The following is a 19,428-nucleotide window of genomic DNA, read 5'->3' as shown; positions in this document are numbered from 1 at the left end:
GAATTGCCCATTGCGGCAATAGAGTTGGGGACGAGGGACGGATAGACGGCGGGGCGATATGGCACAGCGGACGATCGAGACCGGCAGACGGCACACCGATCGGGGGATCGGCTACCGCTGGGGCGTCGCGATGGCACAGCACCGGCGCATCGTCGTCGCGCTCTGGCTGATACTCATCGCCGCGTGCGCGGTCGCCTACCCCCAGCTCAACGGCCGCCTCGAGGCCATGGAATTCCACGCCGACCGGGCCGATTCGACACGGATCACCGAACTGCTCGCCGCGCACTATCCCGATCTGGGCGCCGAACAGCTGGCGCTGGTCTTCGATTCGCGCGAGCGGACCGTCGACGATCCGGCCTACCGGGCCATCGTGGATCGAGCGGTCGCGGAACTGCGCGGTGTGGCGGGGGTGCGGATCGCGGTCGGGCCGTTCCAGGGTGATCAGAAGTCGCAGATCTCGGCGAGCAGACATGCGGCGATGGCGGTCATCGGGATCGATGGCGCGATTCCGGCGCGCGCGCAGTTGGCCGGTGAACTGCAGGAACGCGCGGGCCACTATTCCGGTGCCGGGGTCAGCGTCGGCATCACCGGATTCTCGCCGGTATTGCACGATCTGATGCAGATCGAGGTGGCCGATTCCGGCCAAGCCGAGGCGCTCGGCCTGCCGGTGGCATTCGTGCTGCTCATCCTCGCGCTCGGCACGGTGGTCGCCGCGCTGGTGCCGGTGATGGTCGCGTTGAGCGGGCTACTGCTCGCATTCGGTGGACTGTTTCTGCTGTCGCATGTGATGGGCACGAGTTCGCTATTGCTTGCCGTCGCGACCATGATCGGCACCGGGATCGGACTGGACTATGCGATGTTCGTGGTCAGTCGCTTTCGGGAGGAGCTGGCGAAGCCGGGCGGCAGTTCCCCGGCCGGTGTCGCCCATGCCTGCGGGATCGCCATCGCCACGGCCGGCAAGACCATCGTCGCCTCGGGCTTCATCGTGATGATCTCGCTGTGCTCGCTGGTCGTGGTGCGGGCCCCGGTGTTCCGGGGTATTGCGATCGGCGTCGCGATCGCGGTGGTCGCCACGCTGGCGGTGGCATTGACACTGCTGCCGGCGGTGCTGGCAATGCTCGGGCCGCGGGTCAATCGCGGTGCGCTGCCCGCGCGGTGGCAGCCGCTGGAGACCCGACCGGGCGCCGAGGCCACCGATCCGACGAGCGGACGGTGGGCACGGTGGAGCCGGATCGTCATGGCTCGGCCCGCGGTGTTCGGTATCGCGGCCACCGCGGTGCTGCTCCTGGCGGCCGCACCGCTGGCCGGCGTGCGCTACGGGATGGACATGGGCACCGCGGCGATGACCGAGACCGCCTCCGGCAAGGCGAGCAAGGTCGCCTCGGAGAATTTCGCGCCCGGACTGCTCGCACCGATCACGCTGGTCGCGACCGGTCCCGGCGATTCCCCACTGAGTTCCACCTCGGCCGCCGCGGTACAGGACTGGCTGTCGGCGCTCCGGTCGGACCCGCGCATCGAACAGGTGCTGCCGATCCAACGCGAAGGACGGATCTTCGCGATGGTGGTGGCCAAGACCTCATTCGATTCCACCGACGCCGATCGACTCGTCCGGGAGATCCGCGACCGGGCCGCCGTATTGCCCGCAGCGCAGGTGCTGGTCGGCGGCGTGACGGCCGAGTTCGCCGATATGTCCGATGAGATCACCGGGAAACTGCCACTGGTGATCGCACTGGTTCTATGCTGCTCGTTCGTGTTCCTCGTCGCCGCCTTCCGCAGCATCGCGCTGCCGATCAAGGCAATCGTGATGAATCTGCTGGCCACCGGCGCGGCCCTGGGCAGCACCGTCGCGGTGTTCCAGTGGGGCATCGGCGAGTCGCTGCTCGACTTCCACAGCACCGGATTCATCCAGGTATTCCTGCCGACCATGGTGTTCGCCATCCTGTTCGGGTTGTCGATGGACTATGAGGTGTTCCTGATCCGGCGGGTCAAGGAGTTCTGGGAGGGTTCCGCGCGCACCGCGGCCGATAACGAGTACGCGGTGGCGGCGGGACTGCAGCACACCGCCCGCCCGATCAGTGCGGCGGCGGCCATCATGGTGGCGATCTTCGGCAGCTTCCTCACCGCGAGCGTGCTCGAGCTGAAACAGATCGGGCTCGCGCTGGCGGTGGCCGTCGCGATCGATGCGGCGCTGGTGCGGTTGGTGCTGGTGCCCGCGCTGATGAAAATGTTCGGGACCTGGAATTGGTGGCTGCCGGGTTCGACGCGAGCGGGCGTGCCCGTGCGGGTTACGGTGCGGGCGGACGCTGAGGCACCGTGATCACCAAGCTCGTCATCTGGGCGCTGAAGGCGCGGTGGGGTTTGGCTGCGGTGGTGATCACCGCGAATCTCAGCGGGCTCGCGGTGATCGTCACCGAGCTGTGGCTCAGTGGATTTCTCGGCCGGATCGGCGACGACTGGCACCGCATCATCGGACTGGTGTCGATCTATCCGGTGGTGGGTTTTCTGGCCGGGGTCGGGCTCGCGGTGCGCGATCGCATCGTCTACTTCGCCTGGCTCGATGACGGCCGCAAGCCAACGGTCGAAGAGGCACAGCGACTGCTGCGACTGCCGATCGCCATCACCATCCGAGCGCTGGCCATCTGGCTGCCCGGTGTGATCGTGGCGGCCTCGGTGTTCTCCCATCTCACCGCGCACAACAGCGCGGCGGTGACGGCGGCGCTGTTCACCCTCGGCGCCCTCGAATCCGCCGGATTCACCTTCCTGATCGTCGACCGGCTGATCCGTCCGACCATCCCGATGGTGGCGGGGGTGCTCGGCGGCACCATGCACTGGAGTTCCTCGGTGCTCGTCCGGGTCGTCATGACCTGGGCGGTGGCGGGGGCCATGCCGCTGCTCATGCTGATCGTGGTGCTCGCCGATCCGGCCTCCGGTGCGCCGAACCGCATCCGCACCGCCATCTACCTCTCCGGCGTCGGATTCGGTGTCGGCGCACTGGCCACCGCCTTCCTGGCCCGTTCGGTGGCCACGCCGATGCGCACACTGCGCCGGGCGCTGGACCTGATCACCAAGGGCGAGTTGGATGTCCGGGTACCGGTCGGCAGTACCAGCGAGATCGGTCGGCTGGAGCATTCGGTCAACGAACTCGCCGCCAACCTGCGCGAACGTGAGCGGATGCGGGACGTATTCGGCCGCCATGTCGGCGCCGAAGTCGCCGAGCGGGCGCTGGCCGGCGGATTCGATCTGACCGGCGATGTGCGCGAGGTATCGGCGCTGTTCGTCGACGTCACCGGATCCGTCGAACTGTCCAGCGGTCTGCGTCCGCAGGAGTTCGTCGCCAAACTCAATCGACTGCTCGCGATCGTCGTCGCGGCGACCGAGGAGAACAACGGTCTGGTCAACAAGTTCGAGGGTGATGCGGCGCTGTGCATCTTCGGCGCACCGATTGCCCTGCCGGACAATGCGACACCGGCGCTGCGGGCGGCCAGGCGCATCCGGGACGAGGTCATCGCCACCGGCGAACTCGATATCGGCATCGGTGTGGCGCGCGGGCCGGTGTTCGCCGGTGATGTCGGCTCCGATACCCGCTTGGAATACACGGTGATCGGCGATGCGGTCAATGAGGCGGCCCGGTTGACCACCGAGGCGAAACAGGTGCCGCGCCGAATTCTGGTGAGCGGCGCGGTCACCGAGGCCGCGGCCGCGCACGAGCGCGCCAAATGGACGCTCTACGACAATATTCCGCTGCGCGGCAGGCCCGAGCCCACCGCCTGCTGGACCGATGTCGAGACCGCCGAGACATCCGGTGGCACGGCGCCCGACACTGCCCCAGCCGAGGACCGGACCGCCGTCAGCGCGATCACCGAAGTGCGCACCGCGGCGACCGAATCTCCGTCCCAGAATTGAGACTTTCGACGAGTCATCGCTACCGCTGAGATCAGGGCAACCAGCGGGTCAGGCCGACGACCTGTGCCGCGATATCCGACACTCGACGGCCATCGGTACCGACCCGATGCACCCAGTCCGGGGCCTCGGCATCCAGCTTCGCTGCCATCACCTTGCCGCGCTCGATGTGCTCGTCCAGTGCGGTGCCGATCTCCCGACCCGCGAGCCGCTCGGCCGCCGCCGCATCCGCACAGGTCAATAGGACCGCGGTGATCTCGGGCTGTTCCCCCAATGCCGCGACGAGCTCGTCGAGCACATTCTCGAAGACACTGGCGGTGTTCGTATGCACGATCCGCCGATACCCGAGCGCACGGTAATTCGCCCACATCGCAGCGAGATTCCGCTCCGCGAGTCCGTGCTCCCACGGCGCCGGATAGGCCTGATCCAGATTGTCGCCCTCGATCAGACAGTGCCGCACCCGCGCCGCCGAAAGCCGCGCGTGCACCTCGAAAGCCACGGTCGTCTTACCGACCCCGGCCCTACCGCCGATGAAAAGCGCCTGGCTGCGCACGCTCACCCAACCACTGTGCCGCATCGGCCACGGTGCCGGGCCCGACCGTGCCGAGCGCGACCCGCCGGGAACCGTCCGCAGGATTACGGCGCTCGCATCACGGCACCTTCTTCCGCTCGACGCCGACAGCGAGTGCCGGGCAACAACTTGACGAGAACGAATCAGCCGTGCACACTGCTCTCAATAGAGAGCAATGCTCTCTGAGATCTAGAGGGAGCACGGACATGCTGGAAGTCTGGAAATGGGCCAACCTCACGCTGGCCTTCGTGATGGAGTTGGTTGCGTTCGCGGCGCTGGGGCTGTGGGGGTGGAAGACCGCCGATACGACTCCGGTCAAGGTCGTGTCGGCCGTGGGCGTACCCCTCCTCGCGGCGCTGGCCTGGGGCCTGTTCGCGGCGCCGAATGCGACATTCGACCACCCACTGCTCGCGATCGTGACCAAAGTCGTGGTTTTCGGCGGTGCCGCGGTCGGACTGTGGGCCGTCGGCTACCGACCGATCGCGGTCGTCTTCGTCATCGTCCTGGTCGCGAACCTGCTGGCGATCAGGCTCGGACACCTCACTGTGTGAGCAGGTCGACGACGCCCGAATCCGCAAGGCAGATCCGAACATCCATGCCGTAGAACTGTTCGGCCAACCTTGGGGGCGGCACGGCCAGTGGTCCACAAGTCCATGCAGAGCCGACAATCGGCAACCACACCGAGCACCATCGGGACCGCGACACCGACCGCCGAGGTGGCATCGGCCTGCCGCAGATACGAGCCGAGGATATCGAGCTCGAGCGAGGACCCGACCGGGAACAGCCCCAGGCGAGGCTACGGGCGTTTCAGGGCAGCGCTCAGATCGGCGGGAGTCGTCACCGGGAGGTCGCAGACCGAGCCGCGGCAGACGTAGGCGGCCGGTTCGCCGTTCTTCTGGGGTCGGTCGGCCAGGAGGGGAACCGAGTCGGTGGGCGCGGCGACGATGACCGTGCCGCCGGGGGCCTCGGCGCGGGCGGTGCCGATCAATTCCATTGCCGCGGTGGAGCTGTCGGCCGCGATCGCGACCTGCAGCGGGCCGCGGAGGGCGGCTTCGGCGACGGTCAGCCATTGGCCCGCGGAGCGGGGGGCGCGGGCGAGGACGACAGCGCCGCGCGCGAGCGTCCGATCGGCTAGTTCGCGGTAGCGCAGGGCGGGTTCCGGTGCGCTGGCGGCAGCGGCGGTGAGGAGGGCTTCGGCCAGTGCGGAGGCGCCCGCGGGGGTGGCGCCGTCGATGGGGTCGCGCGGACGGGTGACGAGGGTTTCGGCATCGTCGGCGGTGTCGAACCAGCTGCCGGGGGCGGTGGGATCGGCGAAGTGCTCGATCGCCTGGTCGAGCAGGCGTTGTGCGTGTTCGAGCCAGTCCAGTCGGCCGGTGGCCTGATGTAGGGCGAGCAGACCGGTGACCAGCCAGGCATAGTCCTCCAGCACACCGGGGGACGCACCGACGGCACCGCCGAGGGAGGCGCGGCGCACCCGGCCGTCGACCACATGCTCGGCCAGCAGGAAGCGGGCGCAGCGGACCGCCGCGTCGACCCAATCATCTTGCCGCAGTGCGGAACCCGCTTCGGCAAGGGCGGTAATGGCCATACCGTTCCATGCGGTCACGACCTTGTCGTCGCGGTCCGGCTGTGGGCGGCGGCCACGGGCCGCACGCAGCGTCGCACGAATCCGCTCGAAGCGCTCGCGGGCGGCGGCCGCGGTGGCCGAGTCGGATAGGGCGTCGGGGTCGGAGTAGCGGGTGAGGACCGAGGTGCCCTGCTCGAAGTTACCGGCGGTGGTGACCCCGAAAACCTCGGCGGCCCATGCGCCGTCGATGGAACCGAGTTCGCCGATCAAGTCGGCGGGAGTCCATACATACGTCGCGCCCTCGACGCCGGGACCGCCCGACTCCAGATGCGTATCGGCGTCGAGCGCGGAGGCGAACCCACCACTGTCGGTACCGAGATCATCGATGATGAACTGCACGGTCTCGCGAGTAACCCGGTGCGCCAAAGACTCCCGTTCCTGCCCAGGAATACGCCGAGCCAGATGCGCATAGGCGCGCAGCAATTGCGCATTGTCGTAGAGCATCTTCTCGAAATGCGGTACCACCCAGGCGGCATCGACGGAGTAGCGCGCGAAACCGCCGCGCAACTGGTCGTAGATGCCACCGCGCGCCATGGCTTCGGCGGAGCGGTTCACCACATCGAAGACGGCCGCGTCGCCGGTGCGTTCCCAACTGCGCAGCAGCCCCTCCAGCAGCGCCGATGGCGGAAACTTCGGTGCGCCCCCGAATCCGCAGTGTTCGGTGTCCTCATCGCGAATGACCGCGGCGACGGCGTGCGCGAGCAGGTCTGCCGAGATCTCCACCCCGGCATCGGGCAGCCCGGCGGTTTGCGCGCGCAACGCCTCGGTCACCTGGGCGGACGCCTGGTCCACTTCGTCGCGCCGGGTCTTCCAGGTATCGGTAATGGCGGCGAGCAACTGGGTGAACGACGGCATCCCGCCGCGCGGCAGCTTCGGGTAGTAGGTGCCGCAATAGAACGGTTCGCCGTCCGGGGTGAGGAAGCACGTCATCGGCCAGCCCCCCTGACCGGTCATGGCCACCGTGGCATTCATATAGACCGCATCCAGATCCGGCCGTTCCTCGCGATCCACCTTGACGCACACGAAGTTGTCGTTCATCAACGCGGCCGTCCGCGCATCCTCGAACGATTCGTGCGCCATCACATGACACCAGTGGCAACTCGCGTATCCGATCGACAGCAGAATCGGCACATCCCTGGCCGCCGCCACCGCCAAGGCGTCGGCATCCCATTCGCGCCAGTCGACCGGGTTGTCGGCATGCTGGCGCAGATATGGCGATGTCGCGCTGCCGAGTTGATTCATGCCCCCAGCCTTCCATATGTGCCGATCACACCGATTGATTGATCCGCTATTCAGCACAGACGGCTCAGGCGTCGCGCACGCATGCAGTGTCGGTCGGCGGCGTCCCCATTGGGGGCACAGCGACACCTCGGGCGATCATGTCGGCGAGCCGGGAGTGAATGGATCGTTCAGTCCCACGACTCCCGCGACAAGAGCGTTCGACAACGCCGCGTGGACTCGACCAGACGCCTCGGCGAGCGCTGTGAACGCGGCGACCTGATCGCCGATGGCGTTCATGGTCGCGCCGATTCGGCGCTGCTCGTCGATGGGCGGCAGGGCGATCGTTTGGCAGCCCAAGGCCATCAGATCGAGCATCGCCTGCTGCGCGGTCCGCTCCCGCGACCGCCCATAGTCGCCCAACGCCTGCTCGATGTCGTCCAAGAAAGCCTCGGCCCGGACCTCTTCCCCCGGCGGACATAGTCCGAGGGTCGCAACGGAAATCCAGCCGCGCGCATCGTCGCCAGGTCCGCATTGACCGCCGACCCGCCGCCGTTCAGCTCCACAACTCGTCGTTGCAGCACAGCGTGTCGGTTATCGTAGCGGTCCTCGATCGCTGCTACGGCGTCTTCCGGGAGTCCTGTGCGTACCGTCCGGCACACCCATGTGCTGGGCGTCCATGAGCAACACGTCGTTACTGCGGGGGAACCCAGGAGGTTGCGCTTCGTCGCCGACGGCGTTCCTCGGCGACGCCGGAGTATCGGGCCGGGAGCATCGGAGCAAGATACTCGGTCATGAGGTTGCGCGTGCGCCGAACGCGCAAGCCCATATCGGCAACGAGCTCATCGATGTGGTGTGCGAGGAATGGGCCCAGCAGATATCCCTGCGGGCTCGCGGGCAGGACATCGGTCAACCAGGCTCGGACACGGAGAATTTCGGCTTGCATCTGGTCGACGTTCGGGAGCGCGAGTTCGCCGCGAAAGCTCTGAGACAGCCAGTGGGCGGAAATTTCGGCGGTGAGCTGGCAGGCGGGTGATGATGCGTAGCCGACGAAGCCGAGACGATGCTCCGTCGGCGGGAGGATGCGACGGTAGAGCTGGAAGTGGCCGTCGCGTAGAACGGCCCCTTCCAGCTCGGGGGCCAGAAATGGAAGGGATTGCCGCCACCCGGTCGCGAAAATCACCACATCGGCGTGGATCCGATCGCCGTCGGCCAGCAGCAGTGCGTTACTTTCCTGGAAGGCAGCGATGTTGTTTCGTCGCATGAGCACACGGCCGCCGCGGGCCAGCCGATAGAACTCGGGCGCAACGCCGATGTTCTCGATTCCCCCGGGCAACGGTTTGTCGGGCACCATCGCGGCCGGCATCCCCAAGTGCAGGCGAATCAGCCGCGACACCACCCGCAAGATCAGTTGCGTCAACCCCCTGCCCGGCCCATGTAGGAACTGCTCGGTTCGGTTGAGACGGTGGTAGCGAAATATCGCCTCGTTCGCACGGGTTGTCAGCAAGCGGTCGGACGGAATCCGACCGAGCAGGTAGCGCGGAATCATCCAGTGCGGCTCGCGGAAGACGAGTGTGCAGGTGCTCGCGTGCGTGGCGGCCCAAGCCGCCAGGTCCAGCGCCGATTTACCCGCACCCACGACAACGACCCGCTGCCCTGCGAACAGCGCTGGATCGGTCGCCTGGCTGGAGTGGAGCAGCCTGCCAACAAACCATCGCATGCCCTCGATCTCGGGTACGTGCGGCTCCGAGAAGACACCAGTGCACACGACTACGAAGTCGAAAAGCCACGTGGTGACATCGCTTCCGCGGCGGACCTCGACCTCGAATACCGGCCCCTGCCGGGACAATTCGACAACCTCGGCCGCCAACCTCAAGTGGGGTTCCAGGTGGAAGCGACGCACGTAGGAGGCCAGATATTCGCGTACCTGCGCTGCGGTCGGGAACATGTCCGCCGAACGGCTGTAGGGATGATCGGAGAAGGCGTACGTGTCGCGGGAGTTGTTGGTGCGCAGACCTGGATACGTGCGTGATTCGATCCACACGCCGCCGACTGCGGATTCCTTTTCGAACACGACGACGTCGAACCCGTCGTCCCGCAAGACTTTTGCCGTCACCAGGCCGGCCAGGCCCGCCCCGATCACGGCCACACGTGCGCCGGTCACCTCAACCGCCACTTCGACTCCGACAGCAGAGAGTGAGTTGGTTCAATTCGGCCTCGATCGCCCGAGCGGCGTGATGACACCCAATCGCATGAAGCCAAGCGATCCTCGAGACCACGGCATCAAGTCCATAAGCAGCAACGACATCCAGAAGACTGATCCGGTGGTCGAGCGGTCCACGTCCGGTAGCTGAGCCTGCTCCGTTCGCCTTTGACGGCTCTTCTAAGCGGTGCACCGATCTTCCCCCTCTATACATTTCAGATCGGTGCACCGCTCAGACGAGCCCTCTACAGGTAAGGACGCTCATTGACTGCGCTTGGCGACGAACGATCAGCCCGCCCCTTGTCGACGTCCATCTCGCGGCGGAATACGGCCTTGCGCTCATGCACCAAATCTAAGGCGCGCTGATGAGCATGTCAACGCATTGATGTGCATTCATGTGCATCAATGCCCGCTTGCCCCATCGACAGCCACCAGCGTGATCATCAGTCGCGATATGGCCTGTAGTTAGGGAGGATCTGCTTCCGTTCTTGTCCAGCAACGATCAGTGCAGCTCGGATATGTGCATGGCGACCATGCCTGCTCACTCAGGCGTTACGATGCAAGCTATGGATGGACCGTTCAGTCCGGGACGTACCGAGGACCTCGGTCGATCCGAGTCGGCTGGGCAGCGATTCGGACGGCTGATGAAAGCGTTCCGCCAGCGGAACCTCCCCGATGAGTTGATAACGCACCAGCGCATCCATGACCTCGGAGGTCCGACTCGGAATGTCCAGTCCCGCATCGAGGCCGGACAGGTTCACACGATCAGCGCTACCACCGAGGCGAAGTACAACCGGGCGCTCGAGGCTTTGGGACTACCGCCGGGCAGTGCGACCGCGGCCCTGAACCACACCAGCACGCACGGTCTTCTCCCCGACGATGACTCCACATCGGCAGGACCGGACGATGTCGAGAGCGGAGTCCGGGCCCTGAGGAAGCTCAACCGTGAGCACAAGTCTGTGGCGGATCTCGTCACCGAGCTCGATCGGCTCGGTATCGAGTTGAGGCACGCCCGAAGTCACGCAGAGGGCTACCAACTGACGTTCGCCAAATCAGCGATCGACCAACTGCTCCAGACGTTGCAGAATGCGACCGAGCCTGCGCGCAAATCCGTTCGAGACGACAATTCACAGCTCTGAGAAAGCCGAGGAGATAGCTGGCCGAGGCGCGCGTTCGGCTTCACTCAGAAGCGATTTCGCGGGCGCCCACAACCGAAGCAATGTGTCCTCGTCGGGGACATCGGCCGTTCGGGCGGACGGTTCACCGGCTGACTCGCCCTTGCGGCCGTCGGCCAGTCGCTGAGCCGCCATAACCAGTTCTGTGACGAGCCGCGCGTGCTCCTGATCGTCCTCGGCCACGGTGCTCTCGATCAATTCGTCGACGGCCACCGGCAGCGGCCGCACGTATCTGGCAACGATCTCGGCAGCATCACGTATCTCGATATGTAGACGCTCCACACGTTCCGCCGGAGAAGCACCCCACCGGTCGGCCCACCGCAGCGACAACACGACCGCCGGTGCGGCAGCGGTCAGCCCTCGCCACAGCGGATACAGCCGACCCAACTGCCTCAGTCGCGCCACTGCGCGGGCACAGGATGGCATTACCACCAGGGCCAGAACCGCCCCGAACAGCAACTGCGGTTCACCCGAGGCGAGCCCGTCGGACGTGAAGTTGTACGTCTGACGGGCGAAGTCGGTGCCGACTCCCAACGCGCCGAGCGCCGCGAAGAATACCAGCGAGCTCACTGGCGCCACGCTGAGAACAGCGACGACGAGCAGGATGCGCACTATATTCCTTTCCCGCCGTGATGTCGCGCGTTGTCGCAGCACGGGCAGGGTTCGGAGCATATAGCTGGATACGAATACCGGCGGTGTCGAAAGTAGTCCGATGTAGATGCCGTACCGCCAGCCCCCGTACTCCGCGATCGAAACCCCCTGTGCCCGTGCTGGACTGCTCAGCAACAGCAATGCCACACCGAGGACTGCCGCCACCCCTATCGCACCCTGGAATCGGGTCTTGTATCGGACCGGCCCGTACTCACGCAGCAGCCACAGTCCCAACCCCCACGTCCACGTCAGCACAGTCGTCCAGTGCCACACGTCGAACAGGGTCGGCAGTCCACCGGGAATGAATCTCGCTACCTGGCGGGCAATGGCAGGGTCACGTAAGAGCACACCGATCGCGGTGATTCCCGCGATCATGTTAATCAGGTGGTCGGCCTCGGTCGCACGACGTACCAATACTATTCGAATAATCGTCAGAGCAATGATGAACACCATCGCCGCGACCGCGACAGGGGTCGGCAAAGTTTGCGGCCACATCAGAACACTTTCAGGAATCTGTCACGGCGCGGTCCGCCTGCGCGGACCCGAGTCCTGACCATCGTCGCGAAGAGCTCGGCCTCGTACTCTTCCGGCGGGTCGTAGCTGGATGCTCCGCGGAAGGCCCGGACCGCAGCGACGTTGTGGTCCAACTCGACACCAGGCAGCAGCGTCGCCAGCTCCTCTGTCGGCGAATCCTGACCATGATCGAGCAACATATGGCCGAGTTCATGGAAGATGTCGTGCGGGTCAGCGGAACTCCTCAGAAAGAACACGTCATAACCACTGCACGACAGCCACATCCCGCACAACCCCACCGGCGCCTCCGACGGCAGCGGCAAACGCACAATGTGGCGGCCTCGGATGCGCTCGACCGATGCGAACAGCTCCTCGGCCGTCCAGTCTTCGGGCAATGCCTCGTCGAGGCGGTCGACAAGGGTTTGCAATCGAGCGCGCGTAGATCCCCTTCGCCACAAGGATTTTCGCATGCTACCGGACACCTCGTTCGAGCAAGGACGAGAGTTCGCGGGAATCGGAGCCGGGGAGCATCGCTGGACAGCGAAAGATATTGGGAGCCAGCGGAAAGCGCGGCGCCGTGTGTGGTGACACCTCACGGCCTCCTTTCGGTGCCCGCTGTCATCATGCTTGTGTTCGGTCGAGCCTGACGCCGAGCATGCGTTGAACGCGGGAATTCAGCATCGGCGCAAGGCCTCCGAGGACGACACCCATTCGCATCTCGAACGGCGCGACCACGGTTTCGCCGATATTGTTCTCGATTGCACGGATCACCGCGTCAGCGACCTGCTGCGGGGACGATGTGCGCAACCCCGGAGGCAAACGCACTCCACTGTCGGCGAACATCCCAGCCGCGCGCACGAATCCCGGCTCGACCACAGACACACCGACTCCACTGCCGCGCAAGTCTTCACGCATACCCAGGGCCAACCCACGCAGACCGAACTTCGTCGCGTTGTAGACGGCTGTGTCGCCGGACGCGACTCGACCACCGATGGATCCGATGAAAACGATGTGGCCCTGTCCCCTCGCCCGCATCGATCCGGCCACTTCCCGAGCCATCACCATCGGTGCACGCAGGTTTACAGAGATAGCGTCGTCCAGATCGGCGACACTGAAGTCCAGCACCGGCCCGCTTGCCGGCAGACCAGCACCTGCAATGAACACATCGACCGGGTCGACCGCCTTCAACAGCTTCGTCACATCGTCGGGGCAACTGAGATCAGCGGCGACTGGTCGAGCGCCGAGTTCGGACGCCAAACGATCCAGCACATCGAGGCGACGACCCGTCAGAGTCAGCTCGGCCCCATATGTTTTCAGTGATCTAGCGATCGCATGGCCGAGGCCGCCCGTGGCACCGGTCAGAAGAACCTTCGCCCCCGACAACCGCGAGTTCCGACTCATACAGACATACCCCCAGAGCTCGAAGCCGAACGAAACCGACGTCGCACACGCGCACAGCCGACATCCGGCAGATCATCACCCCGATCACCGCGGACATGATCGCGGTCCGTTGCCCGACCAGGCTAGCGCAGATCGATCGTGTGCGCGACGGGCTCACCCGGTCGAGCACTGAACAACGAAAGTTACTGCAAAACTATCGATTTCATTGGCTGGAGCACTGAACCGATCACAAACTCGTCGAGCATCACAGTCTGTCCGGCAAATGCGGTGAGGTCGCGCCGCCCAGCAGGTTCACAACTCCGCCCTACCGGCCGGACGCACCAAAACGATCCACACACCATCCGCGCAGCCGAATCCGCATGAGCGCACGAACCTACACGTCGCACCCGCCGACGCCAGTGTCAATTCGTGCGCCATCACATGACGACTAATGCGCGGTTTCGGATATTCCCCCGGGCGTCAGTGGCTATTGGATAAGTGTCCGGTGCGACAAGCGTCTCGATCTCGCCATCACGACCGATGGCCGCTGCCGTGCAGGAGTCCTGCATGTAGGTGTGCCCCAACTACCACTGACCTAGCTGACAGACCGAGCGGGCCGGACCGGAAACCCTCGCCGTCGACGAATAGGACACGCTCGAGCACGACGACCGGCGGATGAAATCCGGTACCACGTCGACGTCCCCGGAGGCGGATACGGTGATGGACGGCAAATCCCATTGTCGTTTCGATTGTTCGGCGCGCCAGGCGATATTCCATCCGAATGGCAGCAGATGGACGCGTTCCCCGTATCTCCCCAGTCGTTCGGCGAGATCCGAAAGCACGTCGAGAGTGTCGGCGACCTGGGTGAGGACATCCAGTGGATCGGCGGCTGGCGTCGATCGACCACCCGCAGTCGCGCAGTGCGGAGCTCCGGCGATAACGATGTGGGCGGCCTCGCTGACGAGGCACAGGTACCGGATCGCGCGCACGGCCTCGGCGGTCAAGGGGCAATCGCCCGGTTCGACATCGACTCGCACTACCAGGCAATCGAAGAACATCTGCGCGACGCCCACCGTCGACAGGTCGACGGCCACGGCGCACGGACCTGCCGACACCAGGGTGTATTCGACACTGCGCCAACGACTTCCGACGCCCCTCATGCAGTGGACCTCCGCCACGAGCGCTGCTGCGGGTGCGTCATGGCCGGTCGCCGACACCGCAGAGGGCGTAACAGAAGACGAACGGCACCGCACCGTCGTTGAACCATGCGTGCGGTGCGCCGTTCTGGATCACGCAATCACCCGACCGCAGCGTCACATCGACACCGTCGCCGAGGCGCATGCGGCCCTGGCCGCTGAGCACGACGACGAAATCGATGCTCGCAGTGCTGTGCATGCCGGGCGCGGCGGGGTCGAATGCCGCCATCATCCCTGGCAGTTTCGCCTCCGCTTCCGCGGTGACGGCCGCCATTACGTCCTCGGACAGGTTGGGGTCGGGTTCATAGGTCAGCCCCGGAGGTACGGAGATGTATCCGAAACGCAGCCCGTCCGGGCCTGGGAAATAGCGCGTATCGGTCTGGGAAGGCATCCGGTCGACCGGCAGATCGGGTAGTTCGTCGAGCTCCCACATCCGATAGATCTCGGCGCCGGGCAGCAGCGCCAATGTCAGCGGGTCGATACTGTCGTCTGCCAGTACCCGTCCCTGTCCGGTTCCGTCGTCGCCGACCACGATTCTGCGCATGTGAACTCCCGATTGTCTTCCGCGACCAGCTGAATCGGGTCGGCACCGATAGCCGCACCGGGCCGATCCGAGCTATTCGGACCGTAGCCGCGGCCCACGCATCCCCACTTGTCCCAGTACGCACGAGCACTGTCCGAATGCGCAGAACTCGAAAGCCGCCGATGCCGCTGCGGCGGTGAGCCGCGCGGTTCTGCCGTAGGCTTCTTCCAGAATTGGGGTCGACGCCTGGGCCACCGATGATCGTCGATCGGAAGGCGGTATTCATGGATCGAGCGGCCATCGCCGACTCCGCCACGACGAGTGTGGTGGATCCCCATGAGCGAGCCGACTACTGGGCCCATCTGATCAGCACATACCACTGTCGGCTGGGCTACCGATTCCCGAGCCACACCGACTTCCAGGGGCACACGCAACTGCGCCGCACCGACGCCTACCAACTCGTCGGGTGGAAATCGGATGCTGTCACCTACCTGCGCACCCCAGCGCACATCCGTGCCGACCCCGATGACGATTACCGGCTGATCGTTCCTCTCGTCGGGCACCTGTCCTTCCGCACCGATGACGGGAACGGGATCCTCACCCCGGGAACGATGGGCCTGGTGGCCGTCGACCGGCCCTACGCGATGTCCATGTCCGACGGCACCCGCGGGCTGATCATCACCATTGCGCGCAGGGAGATACAGCATCGCCTCAACCGCGTCACGCCGCCCACCCACCCGCTGGACCTTACGAGCGGGCTCGGGCGGGTGACCGACGGGATCGTCAGCGCCCTGTCCACCGAATGCGCCGCACTGACCGACCTCCAATTCGACGCCGTCGCCGAACGGCTGGTGGATCTGATCTGCATGCAGATCCTCGGCGACCCGGGGAGCTCACCCACCCAACTCGCCCATGTGGAAGCGACTGCCCGTCGGTATATCCACAGCCATGCCGCAGAGCCGGACCTCACCGGCACATCCGTCGCCGGTGCGCTCGGCTGGTCGCTGCGTCAAATTCAACTGGCGTTCAGCGCTGTCGGCACCACGCCCAGCGAAGTCATCCGGGAACAACGCCTGCAACTGGCGCGCGATCGCCTGCGCAGCCCCGCCTACCGGCATCGAAGTATCACCGATATCGCATCGGAGCTGGGCTTCGGTTCGACGAGCAGCTTCAGCAAGGCCTTCCGTCGCCGCTTCGACACCACGCCCGGCCAACTCCGCGAAGGACTGGCGAGCAGCATTCAGCCCGGCCGCAAGCCAGGGGCAACCAGCTAACGACCGAATGCCGAGAAGCACGACCGCGCTATCGTCGCAGCGTGGACTCCCTGCGCCAGTTGCGGTACTTCGTCGCCGTTGCCGAAGAACTGCATTTCGGACGGGCGGCCGAGCGGCTGGGCATTGCGCAGCCGCCGCTGAGCCAGCGCATCCGCAAACTCGAGCAGGATCTCGGTGCGCGGCTGTTCGATCGGGACAGCCGACGGGTCGAACTGACCGAGGCGGGCCAGATTCTGCTCACCGAATCCCGTGATCTGCTGGCCCGCTGGGATCGGGCGCAGCGGCTGGTGGGCAAGGCACATCGGGGTGAGATCGATGCGCTGCGGGTCGGGGTTCCGCCCGAGCTGGCCGGGCGGGTGCTTGCGGCGATCCTCACCGCATTCGAAAGTCGTGACGTCCGGGTCGATCTGCAGGAGCTGACCACCGCGGAGCAGATCCGGCTGCTCGCCGACCGCCAACTCGATGCCGGGCTGCTACAGCATCCGGTCGATGTGGTCGGCCTCGAACTCGGCCCCGAGGTCGAGACACCGCTCGGCGTGGTGCTGCCGCGCGACTCGCCGCTTGCCGTTCGCTCCTCGCTCACCCTGGCCGAGCTGGCCGGCCTCGGTCTGGTGATCTTTCCGCGGGCCGCCGCGCCCGGACTCTACGACGCCACCCTGCGCACCTGCTGGGAGCACGGCTTCCGCCCCAGCCGAGTCCAGCACGCCCGCAACCCCGAATTCGTGCTGGGCATGGTGCTCTCCGGCCGCGGCGTCGCCTTCGACCAGGGCATGGTGGCGCAGAAGGAGCCGCGGGTGGTGTGGCGCCCGCTGACCGACCACTTGAGCTGGCGGCTCTCGCTGGCCTGGCCCGCGGCGGCACCGCATCCCCTGGTGCGCGAGCTCGCCGACCTCATCGTCGAAGTGATCCAGGGCGACGGCGCGTCGCGGCCCGCACCCGCTCAGGAGGTGGCGCAGCGGCCGTGGAATGTCGTATTCGGCAGATCGTGACGGATGCGCTCGATCGCCAGTCGCGCGGCCTCGCCGATCGCGTGATCGACATCGGGCAAGCGTTGTACGAGGGTATCGGCCCTGGTGAAAACCGCGACGGCGTAGCGACTTCCGCCGGGGTACTCCACCACGCCGATCTCATTGCGAATCGCGGGCAGTGAACCGGTCTTGCCCCACACCGACACCTCGGGTGGGAAGGCGGCGGCGAGCCGGTGCCAGTTGACCTGCTGCGCCATGAGCCCGCGTACCCACCGGCAGGCCTCGGCGGCGCCAGCGCGATCCTGGCCGAGCAGGGTGAGCAGGCGGGTCATATCGCGCGGCGTGCTCGCGGTGGTGCGGTGCGGGTCCATGGCACGGGTGGCGAGCACTTCGGACACGCTCAGCGTCGGGAAGCGGCGCGCGAATGCGGCGGTATCGGGTGCGCCGATATCCTCGGCCATGGTCTGCACGACGTACCTGGGCGAGCCGACGATCCGGGTGTCGGTCAGGCCCAATTCGCGGACCAGCGAGCGCACATTGTCCAGGCCGACGCGATCGAAGAGCAGGTCGGCGGCGGTGTTATCGCTCACCGACAGCGCGAAGAACGCGGCATCGCGCAGGCTGAATTCGACATCGTCCAAACAGCCCGCGGTGCCGACGCCACCGAGGCGGTCCGCCGCGCTCGCCCGCACCCGGTCGGTCGGATCGAGCTGACCGGCCACGACCTGACGCGCGAACTCCAGCACCAATGGCACCTTGACCACCGATGCCAGCACCACCGGTTCGTCGGCACCCAGCCCGGCCACGCCGTCGCAATCGAAACATCGGGCATGCACCCAGCCGCGCACGCCGACCTTACGAAAGATTTCCTCCACGCCCGCCAAGCTTCCATACGGGAGCGATCCGAGTCATCTTGACTCTCCCCCCGATGGAGGGTTCACGCTCGTCAGCGTCCACATTCGACAGGGAGGACCCGCGATGAAGCTCGATCTGGCCAAGATCGATAAGCACTATTACGACGCCACCACGCAACCACAGCTGCGCACCTTCGACACCTACGGCTACCTCACGGTCACCGGCTCCGGCGCACCCGGCGGCGAGGTGTACAACGAAGCGGTGCAGACGCTGTACCGAACCGCCTACGGCGCCAAGAAGCTCGCCAAGGCGGAAGGACAGGATTTCGTGGTGCCCAAGCTGGAGGGCCAGTGGTGGGTGAATTCCGATGAGCCGCCGCTGTCGGTGCCGCGCGAACAATGGCAGTGGAAGTTGATGATCCGGATGCCCGATACCGTCACCGCCGAGATGGTCTCCGGTGCCACATTCGAGCGGCTGACCGAGGGGGAAGCGATCCAGGTCATGCACATCGGACCGTATGCGACGGAACCGGAGACGTTGGCTCGGATGGAGGCGTTCATGGCCGAGCAGGATCTGGTCATGAACGGCCGCCATCATGAGATCTACATCTCGGATCCGCGCAAGTCCCCCGACGCGAGGACCCGGACCATCCTGCGTCATCCCGTCCGCCGCGCCTGATCCGGCGACGCCAGCTTCGTCGAAACACCCGGTGCGGCGAAATCGGCGGCGCGGCCAGTGGTTATGCGATCAGCACGCCCGCCCGAGATAGCCGAGCAACCGGCGGTGCGCTGGCGCGTCGACGGGCACGGCGACCTCCGCGCCGAACATGCCCGGTGTGCGCAAGCCGTCGAGGCCGCCCATCGCGTGCATGGTGGTCAGCAGTTCGGCGCACAGCTCATCGTCGGCGAGATCGGGGCGGTCGATGGCCACCGCGATATCGACGCCGTGCGCGACGACCTCGGTGAGATGGATCATGGCGGCGGCCGGGCCGGGCAGCTCGCCGCGCGAGAAGTGAACGGTGCCGGTCAGTGCGTCGGGACGATGCCAGGCCGCGCGATCGACCTCGGATGCCGCGGCGAAGGCGCCCTGCGGATCGATGCCGAGCCAGTCGTCATCGTGTCCGGCGCCGGCGTCGGTGCCGCTCAGCTCGGCGGCGAACAGGTGCATACCGCCCACGGCATGGTTGAGCACGGCGTGCACATCCCACTCCGGACACGGCGTCGGCGCCGCGAGTCGGTCGCTGTCGACGGCGGCGACCACGATCGCGCCCGTCATATCCAGAGCGCGGTCGATCTGTCCGATCACATTGTCCATGGGCATCCTTCGCTCGAAGAGTTCGCAGAATGGGTAGCACGACGGGGTGACATCCAAACT

The 19,428-nt window shown here is 66.0% G+C and carries 18 protein-coding genes; 7 read left to right on the top strand and 11 right to left on the bottom strand.

Annotated features, from left to right (window positions below; translation table 11 throughout):
* Positions 1 to 58 precede the first annotated feature (58 nt).
* Complete coding sequence (locus ACQP0C_RS07230) at positions 59 to 2,317, top strand: MMPL family transporter (RefSeq protein ID WP_433731767.1); 2,259 nt, start codon at positions 59 to 61, stop codon at positions 2,315 to 2,317.
* Positions 2,314 to 3,903, top strand: a complete 1,590-nt coding sequence (locus ACQP0C_RS07225; protein WP_433731765.1) for an adenylate/guanylate cyclase domain-containing protein — start codon at positions 2,314 to 2,316, stop codon at positions 3,901 to 3,903. Before ACQP0C_RS07230 ends, ACQP0C_RS07225 begins: the two co-directional genes overlap by 4 nt.
* Positions 3,904 to 3,934: 31 nt before the next feature.
* On the opposite strand, the gene ACQP0C_RS07220 is transcribed toward ACQP0C_RS07225, so the two are convergent.
* Positions 3,935 to 4,459 carry an ATPase gene (locus tag ACQP0C_RS07220; RefSeq protein ID WP_433731763.1) on the bottom strand — a complete coding sequence of 175 codons (525 nt, stop codon included), beginning with the start codon at positions 4,457 to 4,459 and terminating at the stop codon, positions 3,935 to 3,937.
* 218 nt (positions 4,460 to 4,677) lie between these two features.
* Here ACQP0C_RS07220 and ACQP0C_RS07215 point away from each other — a divergent pair, with 218 nt between their 5' ends.
* The gene (locus ACQP0C_RS07215; protein ID WP_433731761.1) at positions 4,678 to 5,022 is read left to right on the top strand and encodes a YrdB family protein; all 345 of its coding nucleotides are present in this window, start codon (positions 4,678 to 4,680) and stop codon (positions 5,020 to 5,022) included.
* A 245-nt stretch (positions 5,023 to 5,267) separates the two neighbouring features.
* On the opposite strand, the gene ACQP0C_RS07210 is transcribed toward ACQP0C_RS07215, so the two are convergent.
* The 3 genes from ACQP0C_RS07210 to ACQP0C_RS07200 all read right to left on the bottom strand — a co-directional run bounded on the left by ACQP0C_RS07210 (position 5,268) and on the right by ACQP0C_RS07200 (position 9,492).
* Positions 5,268 to 7,340 carry a thioredoxin domain-containing protein gene (locus ACQP0C_RS07210; protein WP_433731759.1) on the bottom strand — a complete coding sequence of 691 codons (2,073 nt, stop codon included), beginning with the start codon at positions 7,338 to 7,340 and terminating at the stop codon, positions 5,268 to 5,270.
* Between the two features lie 135 nt (positions 7,341 to 7,475).
* Complete coding sequence (locus ACQP0C_RS07205) at positions 7,476 to 7,760, bottom strand: hypothetical protein (RefSeq protein WP_433731757.1); 285 nt, start codon at positions 7,758 to 7,760, stop codon at positions 7,476 to 7,478.
* Between the two features lie 250 nt (positions 7,761 to 8,010).
* Positions 8,011 to 9,492 carry a flavin-containing monooxygenase gene (locus tag ACQP0C_RS07200; protein WP_433731755.1) on the bottom strand — a complete coding sequence of 494 codons (1,482 nt, stop codon included), beginning with the start codon at positions 9,490 to 9,492 and terminating at the stop codon, positions 8,011 to 8,013.
* Between the two features lie 593 nt (positions 9,493 to 10,085).
* Here ACQP0C_RS07200 and ACQP0C_RS07195 point away from each other — a divergent pair.
* Positions 10,086 to 10,658, top strand: a complete 573-nt coding sequence (locus ACQP0C_RS07195) for a hypothetical protein (protein ID WP_433731753.1) — start codon at positions 10,086 to 10,088, stop codon at positions 10,656 to 10,658.
* Here ACQP0C_RS07195 and ACQP0C_RS07190 read toward each other — a convergent pair.
* The 5 genes from ACQP0C_RS07190 to ACQP0C_RS07170 all read right to left on the bottom strand — a co-directional run bounded on the left by ACQP0C_RS07190 (position 10,647) and on the right by ACQP0C_RS07170 (position 14,978).
* The gene (locus tag ACQP0C_RS07190) at positions 10,647 to 11,720 is read right to left on the bottom strand and encodes a DUF6545 domain-containing protein (protein ID WP_433731751.1); all 1,074 of its coding nucleotides are present in this window, start codon (positions 11,718 to 11,720) and stop codon (positions 10,647 to 10,649) included. The two genes, ACQP0C_RS07195 and ACQP0C_RS07190, sit on opposite strands and share 12 nt — an antisense overlap.
* A gap of 119 nt (positions 11,721 to 11,839) precedes the next feature.
* On the bottom strand, positions 11,840 to 12,253 hold the full coding sequence (locus tag ACQP0C_RS07185) for a hypothetical protein (RefSeq protein ID WP_433731748.1): 414 nt from the start codon (positions 12,251 to 12,253) through the stop codon (positions 11,840 to 11,842).
* 226 nt (positions 12,254 to 12,479) lie between these two features.
* A complete protein-coding gene (locus tag ACQP0C_RS07180; protein ID WP_433731746.1) occupies positions 12,480 to 13,241 on the bottom strand; it encodes an SDR family NAD(P)-dependent oxidoreductase in 762 nt (253 codons plus the stop codon).
* A 581-nt stretch (positions 13,242 to 13,822) separates the two neighbouring features.
* Positions 13,823 to 14,398: a hypothetical protein gene (locus tag ACQP0C_RS07175; RefSeq protein ID WP_433731743.1), complete on the bottom strand. Its 576-nt coding sequence runs from the start codon at positions 14,396 to 14,398 to the stop codon at positions 13,823 to 13,825.
* Positions 14,399 to 14,435: 37 nt separating this feature from the next.
* Positions 14,436 to 14,978 (bottom strand): cupin domain-containing protein, encoded by a 543-nt coding sequence (locus ACQP0C_RS07170; protein ID WP_433731741.1) that lies wholly within the window; start codon positions 14,976 to 14,978, stop codon positions 14,436 to 14,438.
* Positions 14,979 to 15,241: 263 nt separating this feature from the next.
* Between ACQP0C_RS07170 and ACQP0C_RS07165 the strand changes: the two genes are divergently transcribed.
* Positions 15,242 to 16,231: an AraC family transcriptional regulator gene (locus ACQP0C_RS07165; RefSeq protein ID WP_433731738.1), complete on the top strand. Its 990-nt coding sequence runs from the start codon at positions 15,242 to 15,244 to the stop codon at positions 16,229 to 16,231.
* Between the two features lie 41 nt (positions 16,232 to 16,272).
* Positions 16,273 to 17,220, top strand: coding sequence for a LysR substrate-binding domain-containing protein (locus ACQP0C_RS07160; RefSeq protein WP_433731736.1), 948 nt, complete (start codon positions 16,273 to 16,275; stop codon positions 17,218 to 17,220).
* Here ACQP0C_RS07160 and ACQP0C_RS07155 read toward each other — a convergent pair.
* Positions 17,172 to 18,074, bottom strand: coding sequence for a serine hydrolase (locus ACQP0C_RS07155; RefSeq protein ID WP_433731734.1), 903 nt, complete (start codon positions 18,072 to 18,074; stop codon positions 17,172 to 17,174). The genes ACQP0C_RS07160 and ACQP0C_RS07155 overlap by 49 nt on opposite strands.
* A 103-nt stretch (positions 18,075 to 18,177) precedes the next feature.
* Here ACQP0C_RS07155 and ACQP0C_RS07150 point away from each other — a divergent pair, with 103 nt between their 5' ends.
* Positions 18,178 to 18,732: a GyrI-like domain-containing protein gene (locus ACQP0C_RS07150; protein ID WP_433731732.1), complete on the top strand. Its 555-nt coding sequence runs from the start codon at positions 18,178 to 18,180 to the stop codon at positions 18,730 to 18,732.
* Between the two features lie 69 nt (positions 18,733 to 18,801).
* On the opposite strand, the gene ACQP0C_RS07145 is transcribed toward ACQP0C_RS07150, so the two are convergent.
* Positions 18,802 to 19,368, bottom strand: a complete 567-nt coding sequence (locus tag ACQP0C_RS07145; protein ID WP_433731730.1) for a TIGR03086 family metal-binding protein — start codon at positions 19,366 to 19,368, stop codon at positions 18,802 to 18,804.
* Positions 19,369 to 19,428 lie beyond the last annotated feature (60 nt).

The organism is Nocardia sp. CA-129566 (assembly GCF_050956075.1).
Lineage (GTDB): Bacteria > Actinomycetota > Actinomycetes > Mycobacteriales > Mycobacteriaceae > Nocardia.
The sequence above is the reverse complement of the archived record's forward strand: the minus strand, read 5'-3'. Positions and strand labels throughout refer to the sequence as shown.